Origin of the sequence: Roseateles sp. (assembly GCF_049240545.1) — a bacterium.
Taxonomy (GTDB): domain Bacteria; phylum Pseudomonadota; class Gammaproteobacteria; order Burkholderiales; family Burkholderiaceae_C; genus Paucibacter_A.
The window spans coordinates 111,786-134,972 of the sequence record NZ_JBMLSK010000107.1 but is presented as its reverse complement, the minus strand read 5'-3'; the positions used below and the strand labels follow the sequence as shown (position 1 = coordinate 134,972).

The following is a 23,187-nucleotide window of genomic DNA, read 5'->3' as shown; positions in this document are numbered from 1 at the left end:
ACGGAAAGAGGCAAGAAAGCGCAAGAGTCAGCCAAGTCACCCCAAAATTTGGAGGGTTGAAAACATCAAGCCCTGCCGCTGCACGCTGGATGACTCGCAGCTCTGCCATCGTTGAAGGCTCGGCTTAGAACACGCCGGGTTCAAGCTTCGACGACGACCTTTGGCCAACGCTGGGAATACTGCTTTTGCGCCGTGCGCTGCTGAAAGGTTTGAAGGCTCACGCGTGTCGGATTCCTTCTGATCTTGATGCTGAAAAGGTCTTCCAGGCCCCACGGGGCAATGATCTGAATCTTCGACTTGGCGTCGAGGGTAATGCCCACCGAAGTCGCGTATTCCGGCCAAGTGGCCACGGCTTCCTGAAGAGAGCTCAAGCGCTGAACCGGGTGTCCAAAGTAGCTCTCGAACCAGAGGTGCACGGCCGCTTGATTCGTGACTTCCCAAGGGATGCCAGGAGCTCTTGCCTCCAGTTCAGATTGCAGTTTCGCCTCCGTCTTCGGATTCAAGTCGTCTGCGTCGAAGTAGGCCACATCAACATCCGTGAGTGGCGACGGTTCTGTGTACCCGTGGAGTCGATCCCAAACAAGATTTCTCACTGCACCAGCGCCAATGCACCAAGACGCCAGATGCATCGATGCAACGGTGGCCAGCGCCTTCATGACCCAAGGAGAGGTTTCAACGATCGCAATGAGTTCTTGGCGGCGGCGAGCCTCTGTCGATGGCATTGGTGACATAGGTGGCGTGAGGAGCGATGTGTGGGCGACTGACAGTGTCAGCCTGACATTGGAGCATGTGCTCGCGCCAACTCCTGATCCGCCCGCGACCCTCCCGCACGTTGACGTGCCTCTTACCCATACCCCCAACCCCGGCTCTGCATTCAGCAAGCGCAATACCCAGCGCCCTTCACGCAAAATAGCCCCATGGACTGGCTTCGCAAACTCCCCGGCTATCAGCAGCGGTCACCCGCCGGCTTGGAATGGCGGCTCTTGAAGGCCTTGCCGCGTTGGCTGGCGGCGGGGACCTTTGGGCCTTTGCTGGCGGCCTTGGCCATGCGGGGTTGGCAGGCCCTGCAGCCCAGCCCTGACACGGCGCTGGCCCTGAACGCGCAGCTGCGCCAGCTGCAGCTGTTTGACTTCGCCATGTGGGGGTTGGTGTTCACCGTCTGGTCCCTAGCACTGACGGTCACCTGCGGCTGCGTCATCGTCTGGATGATGAAGGGGCCGGCTTATGTGGCCGATGGCTATGAGGTCTCGCACAGCGACCATCCCTTGCCCTGAGCTTTCCTGAGCTGCCCTGAGCGGCCAAATGCCAGCCCACGCTAAGGCTTAGTGCGCAACTCTCGCAAAGCGTCGGCCGCAATCCAGCGGGCGCTTTTCTCGGGCCGCAGCCGCAATTGCTCGGCCAGGGCGATGGCCTCGGGGCGCAGCAGGGCCGAGCGTTTGCCGATCTGGCGCAACGCCCAGTTGACCGATTTTTTGACAAAGTTACGGTCATCGTCAGCGGCTTGCGCAATCAGCGGCAGCAGGGCGATGAAGTCGGCGTCGGGTCGCTTTTTGTCATGCACCGCCATCACGGCCAGCAAAGAGAACGCGCAGCGCTTGACGAACTCCGGCTGCTGCGCCGCCCACACCGGAATGCGCGCCCAGGCTTTGGGGCTGCGGCGAAAGGCGTTCAAGCAGGCTTGGTCGCAGACATCCCAGGCTTGCATGCCTTGGGTCCAAGAATCCATCTGCGCCAGCGTCAGGCGCTTGGGTTCAGCCACCAGGCTGGCGAGGATTTGCGCGTCGGGAATGGCGCTGTCCCAGAGCCCCAAGGCCAGTTCATGGTCAGGCCCGATTTGCTTGCCCAAGGCGCGCAAGCTGGGTACCGACAGGCCCAAGCGCTGCGCGCCGGTGAGGCCAAAGCGAGCCATGGCGTCCAGCTGATCGGGGCGCGCCTGTGCCTGCAGCTGGGCCAGCACCTCTGGCAAGTTCTTCGCCATACCCCACCCTCCACGTTTGTTTCCCGACAAACGCGACTGTAGGGCTGCGCGCACTGATACAGCGCAAGCCTTGTATACCTCGCCTGTACCTTGGTCAAAACACGCTGAGCAATGACAGTGGAGGCCTTGTTGTTGGAGCCGCCACTATGCCCTTTTTGTCCCCCACCGATTTGCTGCCTTTGGCGAGTTATTGCTTTGTGATGTCGGGCACGCCGGGGCCCAACAATGTGCTACTGGCCAGCTCGGGCGCCAACTTCGGCTATCGCCGCGCACTGCCGCTGATTTTGGGCATTCAGGTCGGCGGCGCCTTGCTGACCTTGCTCACCTGCCTGGGCCTGGGCAGCCTGTTCACCGCCTTCCCGGTCTTGCACCAAATCCTGCGCATGACCGGCGCGCTCTATCTGATCTGGCTGGCCTGGAAGCTCCGCGCCATGTCGGTCGCCGAGGCCGGCCAGCCCATGACCATGTGGCAAGCGGTCTTGTTCCAGGCCATCAACCCGAAGAGCTGGGTCAAGGCCATCACCCTGGCCTCGGTCTTCATGCCGACGGGCCTGAGTGTGCCGCTCGGCGCCCTGTTGGTGACCCTGACCGGCATCCTGGTCGGGCTGCCGGTCTCATCGACCTGGGCGCTGTTCGGCGTGGCGATCCGGCATTTTTTGCAAGACCCGCTGAAGCGCCGCGTTTTTAATCTGAGCATGGGGGCAACCTTGGTGGTCCTGGCGATCAGCTTCTTGCGCTAATCTCGGCCCGTGTTTTCTCTGAATCGCGACTCCCCCACCCCGCTGTCTGACCAGATCGAGCTGCGCTTGCGCGAGCTGATGGCCGATGGCCGCCTGCCCGCTGCGGCGCGCTTGATGTCCATCCGCCAGCTCGCCACCCAGCTGGCGGTGAGCCCCAACACCGTGGTCAGCGCCTATGACCGGCTGGTGGCACTGGGCCTGATCGAGTCGCGCGGCCGGGCCGGCTACTTTGTGTGTGAAGCCCGCAGCGCTGCCCTGCCCGATGCGGCGGCGCTGGAGGCCGGCGATGAGCAAGAAGGCGTGTGGCTGGCCCAGCAGGCCAATGACCAGCGCGCCGGCGTCTTGCTCGCCAGCAGCGGCGCGCTGCCGCCCAACTGGCTGGAAGACGCGGTGCCGCTGGCTGCCTTGCAGCGCGGCATGGCCCGCGCCAGCGCCGGCATGGCCTCGCGCTGCCCGGCGCAAGGCGTGCCGGAGTTGCGCGAGCGGATCGCGCTGGTCTTGCGCGGCATGGGCATCGCCGCCGACGCCGGCCGCATCCTCACCACCTATGGCGGCACCCATGCCATCGACCTGATCTGCCGCGCCTTTTTGCAGCCCGGCGACACGGTGCTGGTGGAAGACCCCGGCTACTTTTTGATGTTCGACCGGCTGCGCTTGATGGGCATTCGCATCCTGCCCATCAAGCGCCGCCCCGATGGCCTGGACCTGCAAGAGTTGGAGGCCGCCTGCCTGGCGCACCGCCCGCGCCTGCTGTTCGTGCAGACCGTGTTGCACAACCCGACCGGCTGGGGCAGCAGCGCCGCCAATTTGCACAAGCTGCTGGTGCTGGCCCAGCAATTTGATTTGCTGATCGCCGAGGACGATGTGCAGGGCCACTTCCACCCCGGCCACGCCACCCGCCTGGCCAGCCTGTCGGGCCTGGACCGGGTGATTTATTACTCCAGCTTTTGCAAGGCGCTGAGCCCGGCACTGCGCCTGGGCTATATGGCCGCCGAGCCTGCGCTGCTGAAGGCGCTGATGCGCGAGAAGATCTACTCGGTGCTGACCACTTCGGCGCTGCAGGAATACCTGATGCTGGAAGTCTTGGCCGCCGGGCGTTGGCGCAAGCATCTGGACCGCTTGAATGCCAAGTTACTCGCTGCACGCCACAGCAGCGCCAAGCAGCTGAGCGAGGCCGGCATCCGGCTGGACCACCCCGGCGAAGGCGGCTTGTTCCTGTGGGGTTCAGTGCCACCCGAGGTGGACCTGAACCTGCTGGTACAAGACGCCTACCGCAACAAGATCTTGCTGGTGCGCGGCGCCACCTTCTCGGCCGACCGCGCTTTTGACTCGCACATCCGCTTCAACGCTGCCTTCAGCCAGCAACCACGCCTGGCCAACTATCTGCGCGAGCGGCTGCAAGGTGTTGCCGGGGCCAAGGCGGCGCTGGCGCGCGCTGGGGCTGCGCCGGCCTAAGCATCCAGGGCTTCAGTCCGGGCCGCGCCCGAGAAAAGCCCGTATCGCCTTGATCTTGCCCTCGGCGTCAAAGTCCAGCACATCCACCACAAACAGCTCCACCTCATCGTCCACCAGGATGCGGAGTTCGCCCGCGACGCTCTGGGGGGATTCGTACAGCTGCAGGGGCTCGATCAAGAGGCTGCGCGCGGCGGCGAAGTTGGCGCGGGTTTCGGCCACCGCCGCCTCGCGCCCATGGACGCAAATCTTCCAGTCGCGCAGCACCACGTCTGCGGCCAGCATGTCGGCAATGGCCTGCAAATCCTTGGCGGCGTAATGGCGCAAGTACGCCAAAAAACGCTCGCGATGGGCGGAGGCCGGCGGCTCGGCACCGAGGTTCTGTAGCCGCTCATACCCCGACTCGCCCCCGAACTGCGGCAGCGCGTCGGCAATCTCATGCCAAGCCGCCTTGTGCGAGACAAAGTAGTGCTGACTGGGGGCAATGCTCAAAGCCTCGCCCTGCAGAATGCCGGCCGGCACGCCGTAAATCTGCGGCATGCGCAGGTCTTCGGTGAACACATGGCTGCCACAGTGCTTGCAAAAGTGGCGCCGCCCATTCGGCGTGGGGCTGAAGACCGCCAGCGACTCAGCGCCACTGACGGTACAACGCTCTCGCGCCACGCTCACCCAGGTGGTGAAGGCCGCGCCGCTGAGCCGGCGGCATTGCCCGCAATGGCAGTGGATGACGCCTTTGGGTGGCGCGGCGGCACGTAGGGTGACGGCGCCGCAGAAGCAAGCGCCTACAAGTTCAGTGCTCAAGGCCTCACTCCCAAACCTGTTCACACCCAGCGCTGAGCATCAGCCCTGAGTGGCCACCACATGCCGAGCAAAGTTGTCGAGGATGGCTTGCCAACCGCTGCGCTGCTCCTCCTCGGTATGAATCTCTTCACCGTCGAAGCTGACGGTTACGGTGACGCCTTGCGCGCCTTCAGAGAAATCAACACTCGCCTGGCGCTCGCCAAAAAATCGGTACTCAATCCGCTGCAGCGGCAGGATGCGGGTGTACTCGCCCGCAAAGTCAAAACCGAAGGAGCCGTCTTTGGCCTCCATGCGCGAACAGAACTTGCCGCCCTCGCGGAAGTCAACCGTGGAGGCCGTGGTGTGCCAATCCGGCGAGGCGGTGTTCCAGACCTTGATGTCCTCCGGCGAGCTGTAGGCGCGCCAGACCTCGGCCAAGGGGGCGGCAACCCGGGTCGAAACGGAAATTCTCATGAGGCCTCCGAGTGCTTTGTTGGCGAAGTGTAGAGGCCTCGCCCGCTGCATTCGCGTGGCCAGATTGGACGCTGCGAGAACTGCGGGCGGCTGGCCAGCACCCGCCCATTTGCAAACGGCATCAAGCGGCAGCCGCTGCCGGCTGGGCGCCAGCCTTTTGCGTGGCGGCATCGTCATCATCATCGGGCAGCAGCATGCGTCCAAAGATGAACTTGATGGTCAGCAGCAGCACGCCTGCGGAAGCCACCAGCAGGGCATGCAAACCCCAGAACTGGGTGCCGGGCATTTCTTCCAAGAGACCCGCCAGCCAGCCGACGAAGGAGTTGCCCAAGAACAGATGCAGGTAGTACACGCCAATCATCAACCCAGCCAGCTGGCGCGGCGCGGCCCGCGCATACAGGGCCAGACCCACCGGCAAGATGTTGGCAAAACCCAGGTTGTTCAGCAGGGTGTAGCCAATGGTCCAGATGAAGCTCACCTTCTGATCGGTGCCGGCAATCGAGGCGGCGGCCAGCACCAGCAGGGCCGGGCCGCAGGCGGCGATCAGGGAGCCGTAGGCCATCTTGGTCAGCTCATCGGGCTCGCGGCGGCGGCTGGCCCACCAGCGCCAAAAAGCCAAGGAGGCCAGCATGGTGCCAGTGCTGGTGAGTGCATCCACCGCCTGCAGCCAGGTCACTGGCACCTGCCAGCCGAACAGCAGCAGGTCCATATGCTGTTGCGACCAGAGCGGGAAGGCGTTGCTGTATTGCTGGTTGCCCACGATGGACAGCATCAAGACCGGGATCATGGCCAGCAGCAGCACCAGCCGACTTTTTTCTTGGCGGCTCATCGGCGTCTTCTTGGCCTCGGCAGCCGCAGCGGCTTTTTCATGGCGCGGCAGCTCGGGCGGCAAATAGCGCCGACCGGCCAAGTAGACGATCAGGCCGATCACCATGCCCACGCCCGCCGCGCCAAAGCCCCAGTGCCAACCGACCTTCTCACCCAGGGTGCCGCAGACGATGGGCGCGGCAATCACCGCGATCTGAATCGCCAGCATGAAGATCTGGAAAGCACTGGCCGAGCGCTTGTCGCCCGGCCCGTACAAAGCGCCCACCTGCGCCGCGATATTGCCCTTGAGGCAGCCGACGCCCAGCAAGAGACAGGCCAGCGCCGCCAGGAAGCTGGTCTCAAACGCCATCAAGAAGTGCCCCAAGGCCATCAGGCTGGCACCGATGACCACCGCCTTGGTGCGGCCCAGCCAGCGGTCAGCCAAGAGGCCGCCAAACAAAGGCGTCAGGTAGACCAGGCCGGCATACAGGCCGAACACCACCGAGGCGAGTTGCTGCGGCGAGCGCGGGCCGATGACGCTTTCGATCTGGGCGCGCAAGGCATCCATACCGGCCACATTGCCGATGTTCTCGGGCAGAAACAGGTAGTTGCTGAGATAGATGACCAGCAGCGCCTGCATGCCGTAGTAAGAGAAGCGCTCCCAGAGTTCACAAAAGGCCAGCCAGCCGAGGCCGGCCGGATGGCCCAGAAAAGCGCGATCGCTGCGGGCACGAACGTCGTCGTGTGTCAAAGTGGTCACGGCAAGCTTCTAAATATATTAAGAAGCCGCGACTGTCTACGAAAACGCTGTTCTCTACAAGCGGTGTTGTCCGGGGTGTCTAAAGGCACTTCAGCGCTGAGCGCGCTGGCTTGGTCGGCAGCGCATAAAACCCAAGCCGGAGGTGGTTCGGCCCGACGACGGGCGATTTGTGCCCGGCCGAGAGCGCAGCGGCGCGGGTCAGGCGCGCGCAGCGCGCTTCAACGACTGACTTGGCGGCCCCTGTCTGAACGCAGTGAGCGCAGCGAACGAAGAGAGTTGGCCGCCGCTGACCCGCGCAGTGAGCAGCGAGGGCAGTCGGCTCGAAAGAGCCGACCCGGGCACCATGAGCCCGGCGGCGGGCCGGGACGCCGGAGCAAAACAATCAAACCGCTAGTTTTTGACGGCACCCGCCGAACAAGGTTCCATGGCACCGCCAGCCCGACCTACTTCAACTGCCCTAACTGCTCAATCACCTGGCGCAAGCGGCCTTCGGTCTCCTGGCTCTTGGTCAGCGACTGCATGGCCGAGTCTTTGTAACTCTTGACCAGACCGCTGAGAAAGTCCTCTTGCTGTTGCATCAAGCCAAGATGGACATAGCTGTCTTCCATGTCTTTCGCCATGGCCTCGAACAACGCCTTGACCGCACTCGCAAGCTCTTGATTGCGCACCGAAATATCGGTGAGCGCAAAACGCGTCATGGCCATCATCTTGACGAACTTGTCGTTGAGTTGACGCAGGGCCAGCTCATTGTCGATCGCCACCACCTTGGTGCAAGCGCCCTCAATCAACAAGGCCACGTTGTCGATGGCGCGCCCATAGCGCTCGGCCAACTCAGGGTCCATGCCCGCCGGTCGCGTCATGGGCAGATCGCGCAGGAACAAGATGACGCTGCCGAAGTTGAAGCCGGTATGCGGCCCCAGGGGGCGGATGTGCGGATCGAGCCCCTGTGCCACCAAGTGATCCAGGATCGATTGCTCCAAGGCGGTGCAAGGGCCTTTGCTGTTCTGAGAGACAAGGCCACTCTGGCCGCTGACGCGAATGCAACCATCCAGGCCGTAGCGCTCCAGCGACTCGAACAAATTGGCGACCACACTGGGATAGTCCTCGCAACTGTTCAGCTTGCGCTGGAAATCCAGCACCACCCCCACCTCGCCCACCATGTCCGCACTGCTCATCACCGCATTGACGGCCTCGTTGAGCTGCTGTCCGAGATCGCGACGCGAAGCCGCGGCGGCCAGTTGCCGCTCGATCTTGGCCATCAGCTCCGCCATATCGAAGGGCTTGCAGACGTAATCATCGCCACCCGCCGAGTAACCAAGCAAACGCTCTTCAATCGAGGTCAGGGCGGAAAGAAAAATCACCGGCGTCGCGGCAGCACTGGAACTGCGCAATTTGCGGCAGGTTTCATAGCCGTCCATACCGGGCATCAGGCAATCGAGCAAAACCAGATCCGGCGGCGTGGCGCTCGCTGCGAGCTCCAGGGCCCGCACGCCCGCGGAGGCCGTCAAGATGTTGTAGCTGTCGCTGAGCAAGGCCTCCATCAAATCCAACATCTCGGACGAATCGTCAACGAGCAAAAGGGTTGGCTTGGATGCGTTCTGGTTTTGCGCGTTCATGCTGACTTTCAAGCGGACGAACTTGAGACAAACAAGGGCATGAGCGACCCGATTGCTTGACTCTCACCGCCCATCAAGCCCGGATGCTCAGCCTGAGCTTAGCGCAGAAAAACCGGCTCCGTGATGAAAAGCCCGCCCTGCTACCCCAGCAAGTGGGCGGGCGCCTGCCAAGGGTCGAAGCTCGCCAGCTCGGGCCACGTCGCAGAACTCCCTGCACTCAGGGCCCGCGGTGCAACATCAAGCCGGCCAAGGCGCAGCTCATCGCTTCGCGCTTGGCTCCTGGCAAACGCTCATGCAGCCAGACGGTGCCCGGATAGCTCAACCCCAGGGCGGCGACCGGGCCGGCGGGGCCGTCCACCCGGTAGCCCATGAAGGGTTCATCATCCGGCACAAGGCGGCCGTGTCCGTCGTAGCGACCAACACCGTACTCCACACCGTCGACCCGGATCATCAGTTGAACCGGATTCGCGCCGGCCGCACTTTGCCAGCCGGAGTCGCTGCTGATGGTCAGTGCCGCGGCATGTCCGTCCTGGGTGCGGCAGTCGCAGGTGAAACTGGATTTTTGACGCTGCAAAGTGACCGCGCTGAACAAGGGCACCGTCGTGTCCTTGGACCGGCTGGCGCACTGCGCGGCGGCATCGGTGTGACCGCTCGGCCCGCCGGCCATGCGGTAGCTGAAGCCACCACGCCGGTGCTCCACTTTGGCGCTGCCGAGTTGAAGGGAGTCGCCCGAGTTGGCCGACTTGCCCTCGATGCCGGTCACCCGGTAAGGTCCCAAATCAAAGGACTCGTCCACCAACAAGCCGGTAGCGCGACTCCGATTGGCCGCGGCCAAGGTCAGGCTCTGCCCCTCGAAACCCAAGGGCGCCTGCATCGACCCCGGGGTGCTGCAAGCCTTCAGCCCGGCCAGTACCGAAGCGGCGGCAGTGGTCCAGATCCAGCGGTTCACAAACGCGGCTGGGCTCGGCTTGCGCATCATCATCTTGCACGCTCCTGGGGCTAAGGGATGGTCGGCACTCTAGCGAGCCAGGGCCTATGCCCGGCGGGCGGCGGCAGAGTCTCGTTTTTCAGTACCGTACAGCGCGTTGGATGAGGCCAAACCCGCCGGTTCTGGCAGCAGGCTGATGCCTGACGCAGCAGTTCCCGCGGTTCTCCATCCACACGACGCTGGGCTGGCCCTTGGAATTCCGGCCAACGGCACCAAGTGTTGCTCATGCCCACAGGGTGGCCTTGTCGCTACCAGCCGCTGCACCAAGCTTGCAAGCTCTGCTAAGGTGGCTCTGTGGCGCAAGCCCGATCCTCGCCCACCAGGGGCCATGGACGCGTTCACTTGAAGCAAAGGAAAGTCCGCATCATGCAAGTTCTTCTTCAATCCGACACCCATATCGCCGCTACTCAACTGACCAGCGATCACCTGAGCGCCTTGGCCAAAGAACAGCTGGATCGTTTTGGCGATCGCATCACCCGCGTTGAAGCCCACCTGTCGGACGTGAAAGGACACGCCAAAACCGCAGACGCCGTCGTGCTGTGCAGCCTGGAAGCGCGCCTGAAAGGCATGGAGCCGCTGGTCGTGAAAGAGGAAGCCGGCAATATCCACCAAGCCATCGACGGCGCCATGCGCAAGCTCAAACGCGCCCTGGCGACGGCGCTTGAGAAACAAGAGCCTCGCGGCAACAGCAAGGCAGACTTGGTTGCCGACCTGGATGCCGAGCCCAGCGCCTGAGGCTTAGCCTGGACATCCCATGTTGAACGAGGTCCCCTGCGACGTCCCCAGCCCCATCGACCTGCGCCAGCTGCCCGACGCGCAGGCTTGGGCGGAGACGGCCCTGGCCAAGCGGCCCGACCGGCCGCTGTTCTTTGCACGCTTCGCGCAAGGTCTGCGGGAGGTGCCTGCCCTGCCGAACCGTCGGGTGCTGGAGTTAGGCTCAGGCCCGGGCTTTCTGGCGCAACATCTGCTGCAGGCTTTGCCCGAGCTGGAACTCGACTATGTGGCGCTGGACTTCTCCCCCGCCATGCATGCCCTGGCGCGCGAGCGACTGGGGCCGCTGAGCGACCGCGTGCAGTTCGTCGAGCGCAGCTTCAAAGCGCCGGACTGGACCTCAGGTCTGGGGTATTTTGACCAGGTGCTGACCCACCAAGCAGTGCATGAGTTGCGCCACAAACGCTATGCCACCGAGCTGCACGCCCAAGTCAGAAGCTTGCTGAAGCCAGGCGGCAGCTACTGGGTTTGCGACCATTGGGCCGGCCCTGGCGGCATGAGCAATGATCAGCTCTATATGAGCGCCGCCGAGCAGGCCGCTGCCTTGCGCGAGGCAGGCTTCAGTCAAGTGGAGCCCTTGCTGAACCAGGGCGGCATGGTCTTGCACCGGGCGTCTTGAACTGAGATGCAAGACAGCACCAACACCCTCCTGCTGGAACAGTTGATCGCGCTGGAGCGCCTCTTGCACCAGCCCGCCGTGCGCGCGGATGCGGCCGCCGTAGAGCGTCTGCTGCATCCGCAATTCCGCGAGTTCGGCCGCTCCGGGCGCAGCTACAGCCGCGCCGCCATGCTGGAGCTGCTGGCCGCCGAAGACCCGGCGGACACAACAGTCGAGGTGGTTTCACAAGACTTCGCACTGCAAATGCTCGGCGAAAACGCCGCGCTGCTGACCTACCGCAGCGCCCACCGAAGCCCAGATGGGCACATCAGCCGCCCCAGCTGGCGCTCCTCGATCTGGCGTCTGGAAGCCCTGGGCTGGCAGATGATTTTTCACCAGGGCACGGCCACCGAAACCTTTTGAGCCCCGCCTGGGCAGAACGGCCCAGCGCCGTCACACAAAGGTAACAAAGTCGGCACATCATGGGTTTGCTGCGGTGCAGCATTTCTAGTATCTTTGCTGAACCGGGGCGTGGCCCCGACAAGAGAGCCGCCCATGTTTCCCTTCCAATTGCCTCAGACCACCCTTTTGAACTTCTTTCAGCCGGCGGGACAGAGCGCATCGGCAGGGGCTGCGGCCGCTGGCGCCCCGCTGACTCCCCTGGCCCAGCAAGCGCTGGACTATTGGGTGGATGCGGCGCAGCGCTCGGTCTTGTTCTGGGATGTGCTGCGCGAGCGCGGCAATGTCTACGCCCAGCATGCCAAATCGGGCAAGCCGCCGGTGCTGGTCTTCGAGTTCGAAACCGTCTTGGACGCGCGCGAGTTTGAGTTGCCGGCCAACTACGCCTTGGTGCGCATCAAGCCACCGGCCGACCGGCCGACCGACCCCAACAAGCGGGCCTTTGTGGTGATTGACCCGCGCGCCGGGCACGGGCCTGGCATTGGCGGCTTCAAGCCCGACAGCGAAATCGGTATCGCGCTGGGCGCCGGCCACCCCTGTTATTTCTTCACTTTCTTCCCCGAGCCCATGCCGGGCCAGACCATCGAGGCGGTGGCGCGCGCCGAGGTGAAGTTCTTAGAAAAGGTCAATGACTTGCACCCGCAGGCCGAAGGCCGGCCTTTTGTGATCGGCAACTGCCAAGGCGGCTGGGCCTTGATGCTGATTGCCGCCGCGCAGCCCGAGTCGGTCGGCCCGATTCTGCTCGCCGGCGCGCCAGTGTCTTACTGGGCCGGCGTGGAGGGCAAGAACCCGATGCGCTACTCGGGCGGCCTGCTGGGCGGCTCCTGGTTGGCCTCGCTGACCGGCGACCTGGGCAATGGCAAGTTCGACGGCGCCCATCTGGTCAGCAATTTCGAGAACCTCAACCCCGCCAACACCTACTGGAGCAAGCTCTACAACTTGTACGCCAAGGTCGACACCGAGCGCGAGCGCTTCTTGGACTTTGAGCGCTGGTGGGGTGGCCACTACCTGATGAACAAGGCCGAGATGGACTGGATCGTGCAGAACCTGTTCGTCGGCAACAAGCTCTCGCGCGGCGGCGTGCAAACCGCCGATGGCAGCTTGCAAATCGATCTGCGCGCGATCCGCTCGCCCATCGTCGTGTTTGCCTCCTGGGGCGACAACATCACCCCGCCACAGCAAGCGCTGAACTGGATCGCCGATCTCTACGACAACACCGACGAGATCCGCGCCCATGAGCAGACCATCGTCTACTGCCTGCACGAAACTGTTGGCCACCTGGGCATTTTTGTCTCGGCCGGTGTGGCCAAGAAAGAAACTACCGAGATCGCCGGCGCGCTCGACCTGATCGACCTGCTGCCGCCTGGCTTGTACGAGATGGTGATTGAAGACACCCACCCCGAGATGCACCACAGCGAGCTGATTCACGGGCGCTATCTCTCGGTCTTCAAGCCGCGCGAGGTCAGCGACATCCTGGCCTTGGACGATGGCCGCGAGGATGAGCAAGACTTCGAAGTAGCGCGCCGCGTGGCCGAGATCAACCAGGCCAACTACGACAAGTTCCTCTCGCCGCTGGTGAAGACGGTGGCGAATGAGCCCACGGCGCAAGTGGCCCGCGCCCTCAATCCGGCGCGCATGGAGCGCTGGATGGTGTCTGACGCCAATCCGGCGGTGTGGCCCGTCAAGAGCCTCGCCGACACAGTGCGCAAGCAGCGCCAGCCGCTGAGCGCGGACAACCCCTTCCTGGCAGCCGAGCACACCGCCTCCGAATGGATCGTTCGTGGCCTGGACCAGTACCGGGAGCTTCGCGACGCGGCCCAAGAACGGCTCTTCATCAACCTCTACCGCTCGCCCTGGCTGAAAGCCGCCGTGGGCATGCATGAGCTCAGCCTGAGCCAACAGAGCAAGGTTCGCGACAAGAAAACCGGCTGGGCCCATGAAGAACTGCTGCGCATGAAGCAGGCGCAGGCCGAGGCCGCCATCGAGCAAGGCACGGCGCTGGACGCCGGCATGCGCATGTTGATCCACCTCGCTTCCGACGGCGCCGGGGTCGACGAGCGGCCCTTCCGCATGATTCAACAAATGCTGCGCGAAGCCCACGCCGCCGGCCAAAGCAAGCTGACCCTGGCCGACCTGAAGCAAAGCGCCAAGACGCAACACCTGGCCCTCTTGCTGGACCGACCGCGCGCCTTGGCCGCTCTGCCCAAACTGCTGCGTGACGTCGAATCTGCACGGGACGCTTTCGAGCTGGTCAAGCGCATCGCCCGCGCCCAAGGCCCGCTCAGCGAGCAAAGAGCCGAGCGCCTGTGTGAGATTGCCGAGGTCCTGGCTCTGCCGCTGATTGCCGACGCAGAGAGTGAGGAGCACCCCATCGCCGCCACTGCGCCACCTACCAAGCCCCGCACGCCAAGCCGCACTGCAACTCGCCCAGCGGCCAAGCGCACCAGCCCCGCCAAGACGGCCCGACCCAGCAGCAAGAGGAGCGCCCCATGAGCGAAGCCCCAAAGAAGCGCGAAAAGTATGAGCGACTGGTCGCGGCCGTCCAAGACCTGCCACCGGCGCTGACCGCCGTGGCCCACCCCTGCGATGCCGCCTCGCTGGCCGGCGCGCTGGACGCGGCTCAGCTGGGCATCATCACGCCCATCTTCGTCGGCCCGCGCGATCGCATCTTGGCCGCCGCGGCCGAGGCCGACCTCGACATTTCGGCCTATGAGATCGTCGACGCGCCCTTCAGCCACGCCGCTGCCGAGGCCGCCGTGGCCCTGGTGCGCGCCGGCCGTGCCGAGTTGCTGATGAAAGGCAGCTTGCACACCGACGAGCTGATGGCCGCCGTGGTCAAGCGCGACACCGGCTTGCGCACCGAGCGGCGCTTGAGCCACTGCTTCATCATGGACGTGCCGCACCACGAGAGCGCCCTGTTCATCACCGACGCGGCCATCAACATCTTGCCGACTCTGGAAGACAAGGTCGACATCGTGCAGAACGCCATCGGCCTGGCCCATGCCTTGGGCATCCCCTGCCCCAAGGTGGCGATTCTGTCGGCGATGGAAACCGTCAACCCCAAAGTGCCTTCGACGCTGGAGGCGGCGGCCCTGTGCAAGATGGCCGATCGCGGCCAGATCACCGGCGGCGTGCTGGACGGCCCCTTGGCGCTGGACAACGCCATCAGCCCCGAGGCCGCCGCCATCAAGAAGATTGGCGGCCCGGTGGCCGGCCAGGCCGATATCTTGGTGGTGCCCGATCTGGAGGCCGGCAATATGCTGGCCAAGAGCTTGTCCTTCCTGGCCGAGGCGGACGCGGCCGGCATTGTGCTGGGCGCGCGCGTGCCCATCATCCTGACCAGCCGCGCCGATTCGGTCATCACCCGCATGGCCTCTTGCGCGGTGGCGGTGCTGCTGGCCCAGCACCGCAAGAAGCTGGCGGCCAGCCCCAGCCTATGAGCACCACGCCCGCCCCAAGGCTGCCGCAGGGGAGCAGCCACGAAGCGCTGCTGGTGCTGAACGCCGGCTCCTCGAGCCTGAAGTTCAGCGTCTACCGGGTTGAAGTAGCCGAAGGCCCTGCAGCACAACGCAAACTGCATTTGCTCGCCAGCGGCGTGCTGGAAGAGCTGGGCCATGCGGCGCGCTTTCACGTCAAAGACAGCCACGGCCATCTGCTGGACGAGTTGGCATGGCCCGAACCTTCGCCGGCGCCTGGGCCCGGCCCGCTGGGGCATAGCGGCGCCATCGACTTCTTGACCCAATGGCTGCGCGAGCACAACGGCGGCGGCCTGCGCCTGATCGGCGTGGGGCATCGGGTGGTGCATGGCGGGGTCAGCTACGCGAACCCGGTCTTGATCACGCCCGAGGTGCTGAGCGAGCTGCAGGCCCTGAGCCCGCTGGCACCACTGCACCAACCGCACAATCTGCTGCCGATACGGCTGATTGAGCAGCGCCTGCCCGGCCTGCCGCAAGTGGCTTGTTTTGACACCGCCTTTCACCGCACGGCGCCCGAGGTCTCGCAAGCTTTTGCGCTGCCGCCCAGCATCACCCGCAAGGGCCTGCGTCGCTATGGCTTCCATGGCCTGAGCTACGAGTACATCGCCCACGCCCTGCCCGCTTTTGATGCCCACGCGGCCGCCGGCAAGACGGTGGTGATGCACCTGGGCAATGGCGCCAGCATGTGCGCGATTGAGGCCGGCCAAAGTGTCGCCAGCTCGATGGGCTTCACCGCCGTGGATGGCCTGATGATGGGCACCCGCTGCGGCACGCTGGACCCCGGCGTGGTGCTCTACCTGATGGACGAGCTGAAGATGGACGCCCGCGCCATCGAGCGACTGCTCTACAAAGAGTCGGGCCTGCTCGGCGTGTCTGGCATCTCCAGCGATATGCGCGCCTTGAGCGAGAGCGAAGACCCGCGCGCCCAGGCCGCCATCGAGCTGTTTGTATACCGTATCAGCCGCGAGTTAGGGTCCCTGGCTGCCGCCCTGGGCGGGATCGATGCCATCGTCTTCACCGCCGGCATTGGCGAGCACAGCGTCAAGATCCGCGAAGCCATCTGCAAGCACGCCGCCTGGCTGGGCGTGGAGCTGGACAGCCTGGCCAATGAAAGCGGCGGCCCGCTGATCAGCCGCCTGGGCAGCCGCTGCGCCGCCTGGGTCATCCCAACCAATGAAGAACTGATGATCGCAAGCCACACCCTGGACTTGCTTTCCCACCCACAGGAGTCCGCATGAACATGATCGACAAAGCCGTCAACCAACCTCTGGCCGGCAAGAAGGCCCTGGTGGTAGGCATTGCCAACGAAGCCTCGATTGCCTGGGGCTGCGCCAAGGCCTTCCGGGAACTGGGCGCCGAAGTGGCCGTCACCTATTTGAACGACAAGGCCAAGCCGCATGTGGAGCCGCTGGCCGGCCGCCTCGAAGCGCCGCTGTTCCTGCCGCTGGATGTGACGCAGGCGGGGCAGCTGGAGGCCGTGTTCACCGAGATCGAGCAACGCTGGGGCGAGTTGGACATCCTGGTCCACTCGATCGCCTTCGCCCCCAAGGACGATCTGCAAGGCGGGCTCTTGAACTGCTCGGCCGAAGGCTTTGGCAAGGCGATGGACGTGTCCTGCCACTCCTTCGTCCGCATGGCCCAACTGGCCGTGCCGCTGATGAAGCAAGGCGGCTCCATGTTCGCCATGAGCTATTACGGCGCCAACAAGGTGGTGCCCAATTACAACGTGATGGGCCCGGTGAAAGCCGCACTGGAAGCCAGCTGCCGCTACCTGGCCTATGAGCTGGGCCACCAAGGCATCCGGGTGCACGCCATCTCGCCCGGCCCGCTGAAAACCCGCGCCGCCTCCGGCTTGAAGGACTTCGACGTCCTGCTGCACGAGACCGAAGCCCGCGCCCCGCTGGGCGAGTTGGTCGACATCATGGACGTGGGCTACACCTGCGCCTATATGGCCACGCCCTATGCGCGCCATCTGTCGGGCAACACCGTCTATGTGGACGGCGGGGCGAACATCATGGGCTGAAAGGCTTCAGCGGCTGGTCTCAACGGAATCCGCTGCCGCACCCGCCTTCCGAGCCTCCAGCACCGATAGCTCCAGCAAGGCCCGGCACGAGGACGCTTGGCCGGGCTCATCCTTGCGTTCTTCACGGATCACCAGCGCGCTTGAAAAACACGCCCGCGCCTCGGCCAGTCGGCCCTGCTCCGCGAGGCTGCGGCCCCAGTGATGCGAAGCCAGCGCCTCCAGCCGACGCCAGCCGTTCTGACCCGCCAATTCAATCGCTTGGATGAAGAAGGCTTCGGCCTGATCGCGGCGACCGCTGTATTGCAGTGCGGTGGCATAGGCGCTCCAGAACCAGCCCGCCGGCTCATCACCCGCATGGCGCTCTGCGAGTACCGAGTGCTGTTCAAGCAAATCCACGGCTTCAGGCTCCAAGCGCGCGGTGGTGAGCATGCTGCCCAGATCAGCCACAGCATCCACGATGGCCAAAGAGTCACCCGCCTGCAGCGCCGCCGCCAGCTTGATCCGCTGCTCGGCAATGTCACGCTGCAGCGCCAGCGGGTCGCTTGCACTGAAGCGGAGGAACTCGGCGACCTTGTTGGGCATGAATCTGTTGAGCTTGGGGGATTGATCTTGAAGACGCAGGGGCGCGATCAATCAAGCATTCAGTCGAGAAACGTCCAACTGTCCGCACCATCAAAACGGCGCACCGGCACCGTCTGCACCCACTCGGGATCAAAGTTGTTCAGGTTGACGCCGTGTCTGGCCCCGGATTTCCCATCCAGCGGCTCCCAATGCGTGACCACGCCGCAGGTCTTGCAGCGAATTGTGCGCAGCGTTTTATCGCCCTGGATGTAGTCCACTGTGTGCGCCGGGTGCCCCTCGACGCGCACGCTGCCGAACTCAAAGTAAGCCCATTGCGCGCCCAGCCTGCGGCAGATGGAGCAGTTGCAGCGCAAGCTCGTGTCGGGCTTTGACGGCAAGGTCAGGCGCACGGCGCCGCAGTGGCAAGAGCCCTGAAGTGAGGGGTTTGGTGAAGTAGACATGGTGGCTGCGGCTTCCCTTATTGACCGGGGGGTGGTTCCCACAACTCGACTCGGTTGCCTTCCGGGTCCATCACCCAGGCGAACTTGCCGTACTCGCCGTCATCGAACTTGTCGAGCACATTGCAGCCCTCTTCTTTCAGCACGGCCATCAATGCCACCACGTCGGCAACCCGGTAATTGATCATGAAGGGCGCGCTGCTCGGCGCGAACTGATCGCCGTCGGCTGGGCCCACAGACCAGATGGTCGTCCCGGCGCTCGGCTTGCCCTCCGCATCGGTCCAAGTGAAGGCCGCGCCGCCCCAGTCCTGCACATCAATGCCCAGATGGCGCTTGTACCAAGCGTGCATGGCCTTGGGATCTTTGGCCTTGAAGAAGATTCCACCAATACCTGTGACGCGCTTCATCGGAGAGACCTCGGCTCAGGGGTTTGACACCAAGCCGACTATAGGTTCAATGCCCTGCTCTGTCCCCTGGGGTCACTGGGGATTGAGTTCGGCGGCTTTGCTGCGCTTTGCATAGTGCTCGGCTTTGGCGGCATTGCCCGCCTTGCGGTACAGCGCCTCCAGTTCCTCGAACACATAGCGGTCGGGCTTGCCCGCCGCGTCGGCGGCCTTCTCGAGGGCCAGCTGCATCTGCAGCGCTTCATCATCGCGGCCCAGGTAGCGCAGCGTCCGAGCCACCATCCAGCGCGCAGCATGCGTTGCCTCGGCGTTCGTGCCGCGCTCTCGAATCGCCAGCGCCTTCTGAAACTGGACCAAGGCCTCCTCATAGCGGCCCAGCTGGTGCAGGGCAAAGCCCACATTGTTTCGGATTGAAGCCTCCCAACGCTGGGCCTGCGGCTGAGTGGAAGACTCGACCAAGGCCAAGGCCGCCTCGCCCCACTTCAGCTGATCGGCGGGCGCGGTGTCGATGAAGGCGAACATATGAATCGCATCAATCGCCAGGCCATCCAACTGGGCCGCGCGCGCCAGGTCCAGCGCGCGCTGAATCTCCTGACGGGCCAGCGCTTTGGCCTCTGCCGTCAGCAGCGCAGCCGGATGCGCCGCCGAGGCAAAGCTCCGCCCCAACTCCAGATGAAAGCGAACCTGGGCTTCGGGGCCGACCGAGGCCAAGCCCGGCTCCAAGTCGCGCAAGAGCTTGCGCGCCCCATCAAAGTCTCTTCTCAAGCCATAGGTTCTGGCGATCTGGGTGCGCAGAATGAAGGCATCGTCACCGGTGGCGGTCTCAAGTGCCGCGCGGAAGCGCTGCTCGCTGAGCTCGGGCCGAGAGAAGTCCCACATGGGGGCGAGGTCGATGGCTTGGGCCTGCGGGGCCGCAAGGCCGGTCAGCAGCGTGGCGAGGATCAGGTGGCGCATGGCCGCAATTTAAGGCCTGGCCCCCTCTGTGGGCAAGACATCGTCTTGGGTGGATGTGGGCTAACTGCGGTCTCAGACGGCCTGGGGCACTGGCGCTCGACGCTCCAGATAGGCCACATCAGGACCATAGCTGCTCAGCTTGTCCGACAGTGAGGCCGCCAGCGGCGAGGGCTGGAATCCCCAGCGCCCCCAAAAGTCGGAGGAGTTCTGCACCGCGATCAGGCAGGCGCGGTTCAGGCCGCTGGCTTCCAAGCGCTCCAAGAATCGTTGCACCAAGGCCTGCGCGAGCCCACGGCCCCGGGCCTGCGGATCAACCGAAAGGTCGTGCAGATACAGGCAGTCGGGTTGCGCGGGCAGGCTGCAGTCCGGCGCATCCAGCAGCGGCGGGGATTCGGCCTGCCAAGGCAGGGCGAAAAGATAGGCCGCCAAAGGGCTGGCCGGCTCGGCGCTCGCCGTTGCCACCCAGCAGTGCGCTGGCGCGGCACGCAGCTTGGCCGCCAGCGAGGCCTCAGACTCGGGCACCAGTTCGGTAAAGCAAGCGGCTTGGATACGCAGCACTTCGGCCAGATCGGCGGGCTGCATGGGGCGGATCAGATGGGACAGGGGCACAACAAGCAAGCAAAAACAACAAACTCAGTCAGACCGACGGCGCTGCTGCAGCAGCCACTCCGGCCTACGCGGAGGCCCTATTGTCCCCGACGCCACCCCGCCCTGCCCAAGGCCAGCGACTTGAACTCCTGACTCCGGCCTGTAATGGCTTTGCTAGGCGGCTAGGTAGGCCGCCAAGAGCTAGGGCCGAGGACGGCTGACCGGGTCGACGAAACCAGCGGCGAGCGCCGATACCGCACGCAAATTGCCAGCGCGAAACTCGTCTGCTTCGCCAGCGGCCAGTGCGCGGTTCTCGAAGCTGTGGTCGCCGCCCACAATGGCCACGCGCAGTGCCTTTTGCCCGCTAGCCGCAAAGGCATAGAGAGCGGCCGGATCACACAAAGGGTCCGCGTCGCCCGCGATCCACAAGGACGTACGACGCTCAGACGCCAGGCCTGGATAGTTTTCAGGGCCTTCCGGCCTTGGCGTGGTTTCACCCTTGGGCACACGGCTACAGATGGGCGTCAGCAGCAAGGCGCTTCGCAGTTTCTGATCAGCCACAAAAGCGCGCCACGCCACGACATAGCCCAGCGACTTACCGCCGACCGTGATGTTCTGCGGGTCCACGCGCGGATGTGCCCGTGCGGCCGCAAGCACGGCCAGCAGGTCTTGCAGTTCAAGCGCCAAATCTGCCGAGGGTTGGCCTTTGGGTTCCGCGGTGAAGTAGGTCCAGTTGAAGCGGAACACCGCGACACCACGCTCGGTGAGCGCTCGGGCCGTTGCCTCCATGGCCGGCAAGCTCATGTGGTAACCCTGACCCGGCGCCAGAACAAGAGCAGGCACCTTCGCAGTGCCCGCAGGGACATCCACCCTGGCTGAAATCTGCGTGCCGTCCGAGCGGTGTACGACCGTGGTTTGAGCCAGCGCGCCGCCTGATGAAAAAAGCAGCAAGGCAACACATGAAAGCACGGTTTGGGGATGCATATGAAGCTGCGGAGTTGCTAGCGTATGTCGATGGGAAGCTCAGCGCTTGAACTCGAGACTTTAGGCACCTTGCCCCCCGAGTTGATGACCATAGGGTTACTGTCTCTTGGCGAACGAGTCGAGGTCAGGTCTTAAATGTTAAATCGCTACCCGAGCCCTCTTCAAACGTTGGGATTGATACTAAATACATGACCCCAGTCTTTGAAAAAGGCTCGACTATCGTTAAAGTGCGAAGTTTTCTGGAGCGGGATATGCTGCAGTTTCTTTCTAGGCAGTGACTGACCAAAACTCAGCTCAATAAAATAACATGAAAAGCTCAATACTATCGCAACCAAAGCCTGCCTGTCTTATGAGCCACACAAAGACCATCAAGGGCGGAGTCGATTATTACTTAATAATATGCGGACTACTGCTATTGGTAATGCTCCATCGATCAATCGCACCTTGGCTAAATCTTACAAATGGAGAGGCATTTGCTATTGGGCTATGCCTTGTGGCGATTACAAATATTATGGGACTGATAGGATTTTTAAGACTATTGAAGGATAAGCTTTTCAGTAGAAAAAGGGGTACAAAAAGTCGTACATTCGATGACTAAGCGCAGGATAGGGGGTTCTAGAGTACGCTCCAATTCCGGATCAGATCTTTCGTTCTTCAAGGTTATTAAAGACATGAACCCGGCCTTGCTCTGGGAAGTGCAGCCGTTACATTCAACGCCGCTGGATTGACTTCAGGTTATTCGCGAAGAGCAAGTTCAGCAAATACACGATCGTGCTGCATCAGAACGGATGAGCTGAATTTCTTGCAAAACATTTTCTTTGCGCTACCTCGAATAGTGGGCGCCCACATTGCCCTCCCACCATTTGGACCTCATGAGATGAGTGGGGTGTATAAAGCGCTCGGCGCAGAAGGATTTTGATTTTATGAATGCTTTAGGTATCGTATTTTCTTTTCTCTTTTTGACGTTTGCGGTTCAAAGTAAAGCGGATACACCTTGGAGGGAATTACGGCCAAATGAAATATTCGTTGACAAAAATATTCAAGACTTGGCGGAATCTGCAGCTAAAGGCGATGTTCAGCGGATAGAAAGCTTACTAGCCAAGGGCATAAATATTAATGAGCGAGGAATAAACGGTTTAACTCCTATTTTTTCCGCAGTCTATGTGAGTAATTTGCAGGGTGCAAAGACTCTCCTGCAATTTGGAGCGGATCCAAATTTATTCAACGATAACGGCAATACAGTGGTTCACGTCGCCTCTTACCTTGTAGAGAACTCGTCTATGTTGAGTATTCTTTTGGCGGATGGGGGTGATCCAAGTATAGCTAGAACAAGCGATGGAGCCACTCCACTTCATTTGATTATGCTATCCACAAACAAGGCCGAAGTAACAAAAAAGCTGTCTTTACTGATTAAGTCCGGTGCATCAATAAACGCCATCAATAAAAGAGGAGAAGCCGCAATTATTGATGCGGCAAGGCTAAGCAGGTTTGAAATAGTTTACCGACTCCTGGAGCTTGGCGCAGATTACACAGCAAAAACCAAAAATGGCATACCGTTAAAAAAATACATTACTATTTATCCATTATTAAAGAAGGATCTTGACCAGGCTGAATGGCGAGAAAAAGCAATATCGTTTATTGAAGAAAAAGAAGGTACAGTCAAATAAAATCAGCACTACAAAACCCGGTCAACCCCAATGACCATTTGCATTCACCCCAAATTGCAAGTATTCATGCAGGTCACAGGAGTTTTGTAGCTCCGACTAAGTAGAGCCTTGTTTTAAATTTAATACATCGAACTCTCCCCCTCGAGATGAATCGAGCATTCATTACCTCTTTTAAGTGACACAAATGAAAAATAGAACAATAGCCCTATTTTTATTGTTGTTTGCAACGCTTACATGGTTGATCGGATGTGGGGCCGAAGAAAGGCAAAGGGAGTTTTCAGCAACAAACAAACAGAAACTCTCGGCGATTGTTGCTGAAGTTTGTTCTGGAATAAGTAGATTGGTCACCTGTGAACCCCTGGTTTTTACCGGGAAAACTATATTGATTGCACTGGTAGATTTGAGAGTACAACCGGGCACAAATTTCTGCGGCGAAGCGAATTCACTGATTTTAGATATGGGATGGACTGAAAGAGAGGACAACACAGTTGGCGAGGATACTTACTATTTCAAAGGCGATGCCGGTTTGATTTGCAGAAACATACGAAATACAAGTCAATTCCAAGCTTACTTCCGCAAACCATAAAGTGGATTAGGGGGCAACTCTTTAATGCTCCTAAATGCGCACTCCCCACGGCCTCGCCCGGTC

At 62.2% G+C, this 23,187-nt stretch carries 25 protein-coding genes; 12 read left to right on the top strand and 13 right to left on the bottom strand.

The genetic code is table 11. From position 1 onward, the window contains the following. Positions 1 to 140 precede the first annotated feature (140 nt). Positions 141 to 656 carry a nucleotidyltransferase family protein gene (locus tag ACOVRJ_RS07620; RefSeq protein ID WP_422043280.1) on the bottom strand — a complete coding sequence of 172 codons (516 nt, stop codon included), beginning with the start codon at positions 654 to 656 and terminating at the stop codon, positions 141 to 143. A gap of 261 nt (positions 657 to 917) precedes the next feature. Between ACOVRJ_RS07620 and ACOVRJ_RS07615 the strand changes: the two genes are divergently transcribed. Continuing rightward, complete coding sequence (locus ACOVRJ_RS07615) at positions 918 to 1,274, top strand: hypothetical protein (protein ID WP_422043279.1); 357 nt, start codon at positions 918 to 920, stop codon at positions 1,272 to 1,274. 41 nt (positions 1,275 to 1,315) lie between these two features. On the opposite strand, the gene ACOVRJ_RS07610 is transcribed toward ACOVRJ_RS07615, so the two are convergent. Continuing rightward, positions 1,316 to 1,978, bottom strand: a complete 663-nt coding sequence (locus ACOVRJ_RS07610) for a DNA alkylation repair protein (RefSeq protein ID WP_422043278.1) — start codon at positions 1,976 to 1,978, stop codon at positions 1,316 to 1,318. A 146-nt stretch (positions 1,979 to 2,124) separates the two neighbouring features. On the opposite strand from ACOVRJ_RS07610, the gene ACOVRJ_RS07605 reads away from it, so the two are divergent. Then, positions 2,125 to 2,718 carry a LysE family translocator gene (locus ACOVRJ_RS07605; protein WP_422043277.1) on the top strand — a complete coding sequence of 198 codons (594 nt, stop codon included), beginning with the start codon at positions 2,125 to 2,127 and terminating at the stop codon, positions 2,716 to 2,718. Between the two features lie 9 nt (positions 2,719 to 2,727). Then, entirely contained in the window at positions 2,728 to 4,173 is a 1,446-nt protein-coding gene (locus ACOVRJ_RS07600; RefSeq protein ID WP_422043276.1) for a PLP-dependent aminotransferase family protein, read from the top strand. Positions 4,174 to 4,185: 12 nt separating this feature from the next. On the opposite strand, the gene ACOVRJ_RS07595 is transcribed toward ACOVRJ_RS07600, so the two are convergent. From ACOVRJ_RS07595 to ACOVRJ_RS07575, 5 genes are all read right to left on the bottom strand, one after another. Next, on the bottom strand, positions 4,186 to 4,971 hold the full coding sequence (locus ACOVRJ_RS07595; protein WP_422043275.1) for a GFA family protein: 786 nt from the start codon (positions 4,969 to 4,971) through the stop codon (positions 4,186 to 4,188). Between the two features lie 39 nt (positions 4,972 to 5,010). Continuing rightward, positions 5,011 to 5,424, bottom strand: a complete 414-nt coding sequence (locus tag ACOVRJ_RS07590; protein WP_422043274.1) for an SRPBCC domain-containing protein — start codon at positions 5,422 to 5,424, stop codon at positions 5,011 to 5,013. A gap of 121 nt (positions 5,425 to 5,545) precedes the next feature. Continuing rightward, the gene (locus ACOVRJ_RS07585) at positions 5,546 to 6,991 is read right to left on the bottom strand and encodes a peptide MFS transporter (protein WP_422043273.1); all 1,446 of its coding nucleotides are present in this window, start codon (positions 6,989 to 6,991) and stop codon (positions 5,546 to 5,548) included. A gap of 443 nt (positions 6,992 to 7,434) precedes the next feature. Further along, positions 7,435 to 8,607 (bottom strand): response regulator, encoded by a 1,173-nt coding sequence (locus ACOVRJ_RS07580; RefSeq protein WP_422043272.1) that lies wholly within the window; start codon positions 8,605 to 8,607, stop codon positions 7,435 to 7,437. Positions 8,608 to 8,824: 217 nt separating this feature from the next. Continuing rightward, complete coding sequence (locus ACOVRJ_RS07575) at positions 8,825 to 9,589, bottom strand: hypothetical protein (RefSeq protein WP_422043271.1); 765 nt, start codon at positions 9,587 to 9,589, stop codon at positions 8,825 to 8,827. 372 nt (positions 9,590 to 9,961) lie between these two features. On the opposite strand from ACOVRJ_RS07575, the gene ACOVRJ_RS07570 reads away from it, so the two are divergent. The 7 genes from ACOVRJ_RS07570 (at position 9,962) to fabI (ending at position 16,922) form a co-directional block, all read left to right on the top strand. Further along, on the top strand, positions 9,962 to 10,330 hold the full coding sequence (locus tag ACOVRJ_RS07570) for an HPF/RaiA family ribosome-associated protein (RefSeq protein ID WP_422043270.1): 369 nt from the start codon (positions 9,962 to 9,964) through the stop codon (positions 10,328 to 10,330). Positions 10,331 to 10,349: 19 nt separating this feature from the next. Then, a complete protein-coding gene (locus ACOVRJ_RS07565) occupies positions 10,350 to 10,985 on the top strand; it encodes a class I SAM-dependent methyltransferase (protein WP_422043269.1) in 636 nt (211 codons plus the stop codon). Positions 10,986 to 10,991: 6 nt separating this feature from the next. Further along, positions 10,992 to 11,387: a DUF4440 domain-containing protein gene (locus tag ACOVRJ_RS07560; RefSeq protein WP_422043268.1), complete on the top strand. Its 396-nt coding sequence runs from the start codon at positions 10,992 to 10,994 to the stop codon at positions 11,385 to 11,387. 132 nt (positions 11,388 to 11,519) lie between these two features. Next, on the top strand, positions 11,520 to 13,916 hold the full coding sequence (locus ACOVRJ_RS07555) for a DUF3141 domain-containing protein (RefSeq protein WP_422043267.1): 2,397 nt from the start codon (positions 11,520 to 11,522) through the stop codon (positions 13,914 to 13,916). After that, on the top strand, positions 13,913 to 14,863 hold the full coding sequence (locus tag ACOVRJ_RS07550) for a phosphate acetyltransferase (RefSeq protein WP_422043266.1): 951 nt from the start codon (positions 13,913 to 13,915) through the stop codon (positions 14,861 to 14,863). Before ACOVRJ_RS07555 ends, ACOVRJ_RS07550 begins: the two co-directional genes overlap by 4 nt. Continuing rightward, complete coding sequence (locus ACOVRJ_RS07545; protein ID WP_422043265.1) at positions 14,860 to 16,137, top strand: acetate/propionate family kinase; 1,278 nt, start codon at positions 14,860 to 14,862, stop codon at positions 16,135 to 16,137. Before ACOVRJ_RS07550 ends, ACOVRJ_RS07545 begins: the two co-directional genes overlap by 4 nt. 2 nt (positions 16,138 to 16,139) lie before the next feature. Beyond that, positions 16,140 to 16,922 carry an enoyl-ACP reductase FabI gene (gene fabI, locus ACOVRJ_RS07540; RefSeq protein ID WP_422043300.1) on the top strand — a complete coding sequence of 261 codons (783 nt, stop codon included), beginning with the start codon at positions 16,140 to 16,142 and terminating at the stop codon, positions 16,920 to 16,922. A gap of 6 nt (positions 16,923 to 16,928) precedes the next feature. On the opposite strand, the gene ACOVRJ_RS07535 is transcribed toward fabI, so the two are convergent. From ACOVRJ_RS07535 to ACOVRJ_RS07510, 6 genes are all read right to left on the bottom strand, one after another. Then, positions 16,929 to 17,504 carry a hypothetical protein gene (locus tag ACOVRJ_RS07535; RefSeq protein WP_422043264.1) on the bottom strand — a complete coding sequence of 192 codons (576 nt, stop codon included), beginning with the start codon at positions 17,502 to 17,504 and terminating at the stop codon, positions 16,929 to 16,931. Positions 17,505 to 17,563: 59 nt separating this feature from the next. Further along, positions 17,564 to 17,893: a GFA family protein gene (locus tag ACOVRJ_RS07530; protein ID WP_422043263.1), complete on the bottom strand. Its 330-nt coding sequence runs from the start codon at positions 17,891 to 17,893 to the stop codon at positions 17,564 to 17,566. A gap of 68 nt (positions 17,894 to 17,961) precedes the next feature. Then, complete coding sequence (locus tag ACOVRJ_RS07525; protein ID WP_422043262.1) at positions 17,962 to 18,348, bottom strand: VOC family protein; 387 nt, start codon at positions 18,346 to 18,348, stop codon at positions 17,962 to 17,964. A gap of 72 nt (positions 18,349 to 18,420) precedes the next feature. Then, positions 18,421 to 19,299 (bottom strand): tetratricopeptide repeat protein, encoded by an 879-nt coding sequence (locus ACOVRJ_RS07520; RefSeq protein ID WP_422043261.1) that lies wholly within the window; start codon positions 19,297 to 19,299, stop codon positions 18,421 to 18,423. A gap of 72 nt (positions 19,300 to 19,371) precedes the next feature. Further along, positions 19,372 to 19,881: a GNAT family N-acetyltransferase gene (locus tag ACOVRJ_RS07515; protein WP_422043260.1), complete on the bottom strand. Its 510-nt coding sequence runs from the start codon at positions 19,879 to 19,881 to the stop codon at positions 19,372 to 19,374. A 207-nt stretch (positions 19,882 to 20,088) separates the two neighbouring features. Continuing rightward, positions 20,089 to 20,730 (bottom strand): alpha/beta family hydrolase, encoded by a 642-nt coding sequence (locus ACOVRJ_RS07510; protein ID WP_422043259.1) that lies wholly within the window; start codon positions 20,728 to 20,730, stop codon positions 20,089 to 20,091. Between the two features lie 1,064 nt (positions 20,731 to 21,794). On the opposite strand from ACOVRJ_RS07510, the gene ACOVRJ_RS07505 reads away from it, so the two are divergent. Then, complete coding sequence (locus ACOVRJ_RS07505; protein WP_422043258.1) at positions 21,795 to 22,538, top strand: ankyrin repeat domain-containing protein; 744 nt, start codon at positions 21,795 to 21,797, stop codon at positions 22,536 to 22,538. 184 nt (positions 22,539 to 22,722) lie between these two features. Continuing rightward, positions 22,723 to 23,124 (top strand): hypothetical protein, encoded by a 402-nt coding sequence (locus ACOVRJ_RS07500; protein ID WP_422043257.1) that lies wholly within the window; start codon positions 22,723 to 22,725, stop codon positions 23,122 to 23,124. Positions 23,125 to 23,187 lie beyond the last annotated feature (63 nt).

Coding starts and splice junctions, on each gene's coding strand:
- ACOVRJ_RS07620 (WP_422043280.1), bottom strand. CDS start 656: ATGAAGGCGCTGGCCACCGTTGCATCGATGCATCTGGCGTCTTGGTGC.
- ACOVRJ_RS07615 (WP_422043279.1), top strand. CDS start 918: ATGGACTGGCTTCGCAAACTCCCCGGCTATCAGCAGCGGTCACCCGCC.
- ACOVRJ_RS07610 (WP_422043278.1), bottom strand. CDS start 1,978: ATGGCGAAGAACTTGCCAGAGGTGCTGGCCCAGCTGCAGGCACAGGCG.
- ACOVRJ_RS07605 (WP_422043277.1), top strand. CDS start 2,125: ATGCCCTTTTTGTCCCCCACCGATTTGCTGCCTTTGGCGAGTTATTGC.
- ACOVRJ_RS07590 (WP_422043274.1), bottom strand. CDS start 5,424: ATGAGAATTTCCGTTTCGACCCGGGTTGCCGCCCCCTTGGCCGAGGTC.
- ACOVRJ_RS07580 (WP_422043272.1), bottom strand. CDS start 8,607: ATGAACGCGCAAAACCAGAACGCATCCAAGCCAACCCTTTTGCTCGTT.
- ACOVRJ_RS07575 (WP_422043271.1), bottom strand. CDS start 9,589: ATGATGATGCGCAAGCCGAGCCCAGCCGCGTTTGTGAACCGCTGGATC.
- ACOVRJ_RS07570 (WP_422043270.1), top strand. CDS start 9,962: ATGCAAGTTCTTCTTCAATCCGACACCCATATCGCCGCTACTCAACTG.
- ACOVRJ_RS07565 (WP_422043269.1), top strand. CDS start 10,350: ATGTTGAACGAGGTCCCCTGCGACGTCCCCAGCCCCATCGACCTGCGC.
- ACOVRJ_RS07560 (WP_422043268.1), top strand. CDS start 10,992: ATGCAAGACAGCACCAACACCCTCCTGCTGGAACAGTTGATCGCGCTG.
- ACOVRJ_RS07555 (WP_422043267.1), top strand. CDS start 11,520: ATGTTTCCCTTCCAATTGCCTCAGACCACCCTTTTGAACTTCTTTCAG.
- ACOVRJ_RS07550 (WP_422043266.1), top strand. CDS start 13,913: ATGAGCGAAGCCCCAAAGAAGCGCGAAAAGTATGAGCGACTGGTCGCG.
- ACOVRJ_RS07545 (WP_422043265.1), top strand. CDS start 14,860: ATGAGCACCACGCCCGCCCCAAGGCTGCCGCAGGGGAGCAGCCACGAA.
- fabI (WP_422043300.1), top strand. CDS start 16,140: ATGATCGACAAAGCCGTCAACCAACCTCTGGCCGGCAAGAAGGCCCTG.
- ACOVRJ_RS07535 (WP_422043264.1), bottom strand. CDS start 17,504: ATGCCCAACAAGGTCGCCGAGTTCCTCCGCTTCAGTGCAAGCGACCCG.
- ACOVRJ_RS07525 (WP_422043262.1), bottom strand. CDS start 18,348: ATGAAGCGCGTCACAGGTATTGGTGGAATCTTCTTCAAGGCCAAAGAT.
- ACOVRJ_RS07520 (WP_422043261.1), bottom strand. CDS start 19,299: ATGCGCCACCTGATCCTCGCCACGCTGCTGACCGGCCTTGCGGCCCCG.
- ACOVRJ_RS07515 (WP_422043260.1), bottom strand. CDS start 19,881: ATGCAGCCCGCCGATCTGGCCGAAGTGCTGCGTATCCAAGCCGCTTGC.
- ACOVRJ_RS07505 (WP_422043258.1), top strand. CDS start 21,795: ATGAATGCTTTAGGTATCGTATTTTCTTTTCTCTTTTTGACGTTTGCG.
- ACOVRJ_RS07500 (WP_422043257.1), top strand. CDS start 22,723: ATGAAAAATAGAACAATAGCCCTATTTTTATTGTTGTTTGCAACGCTT.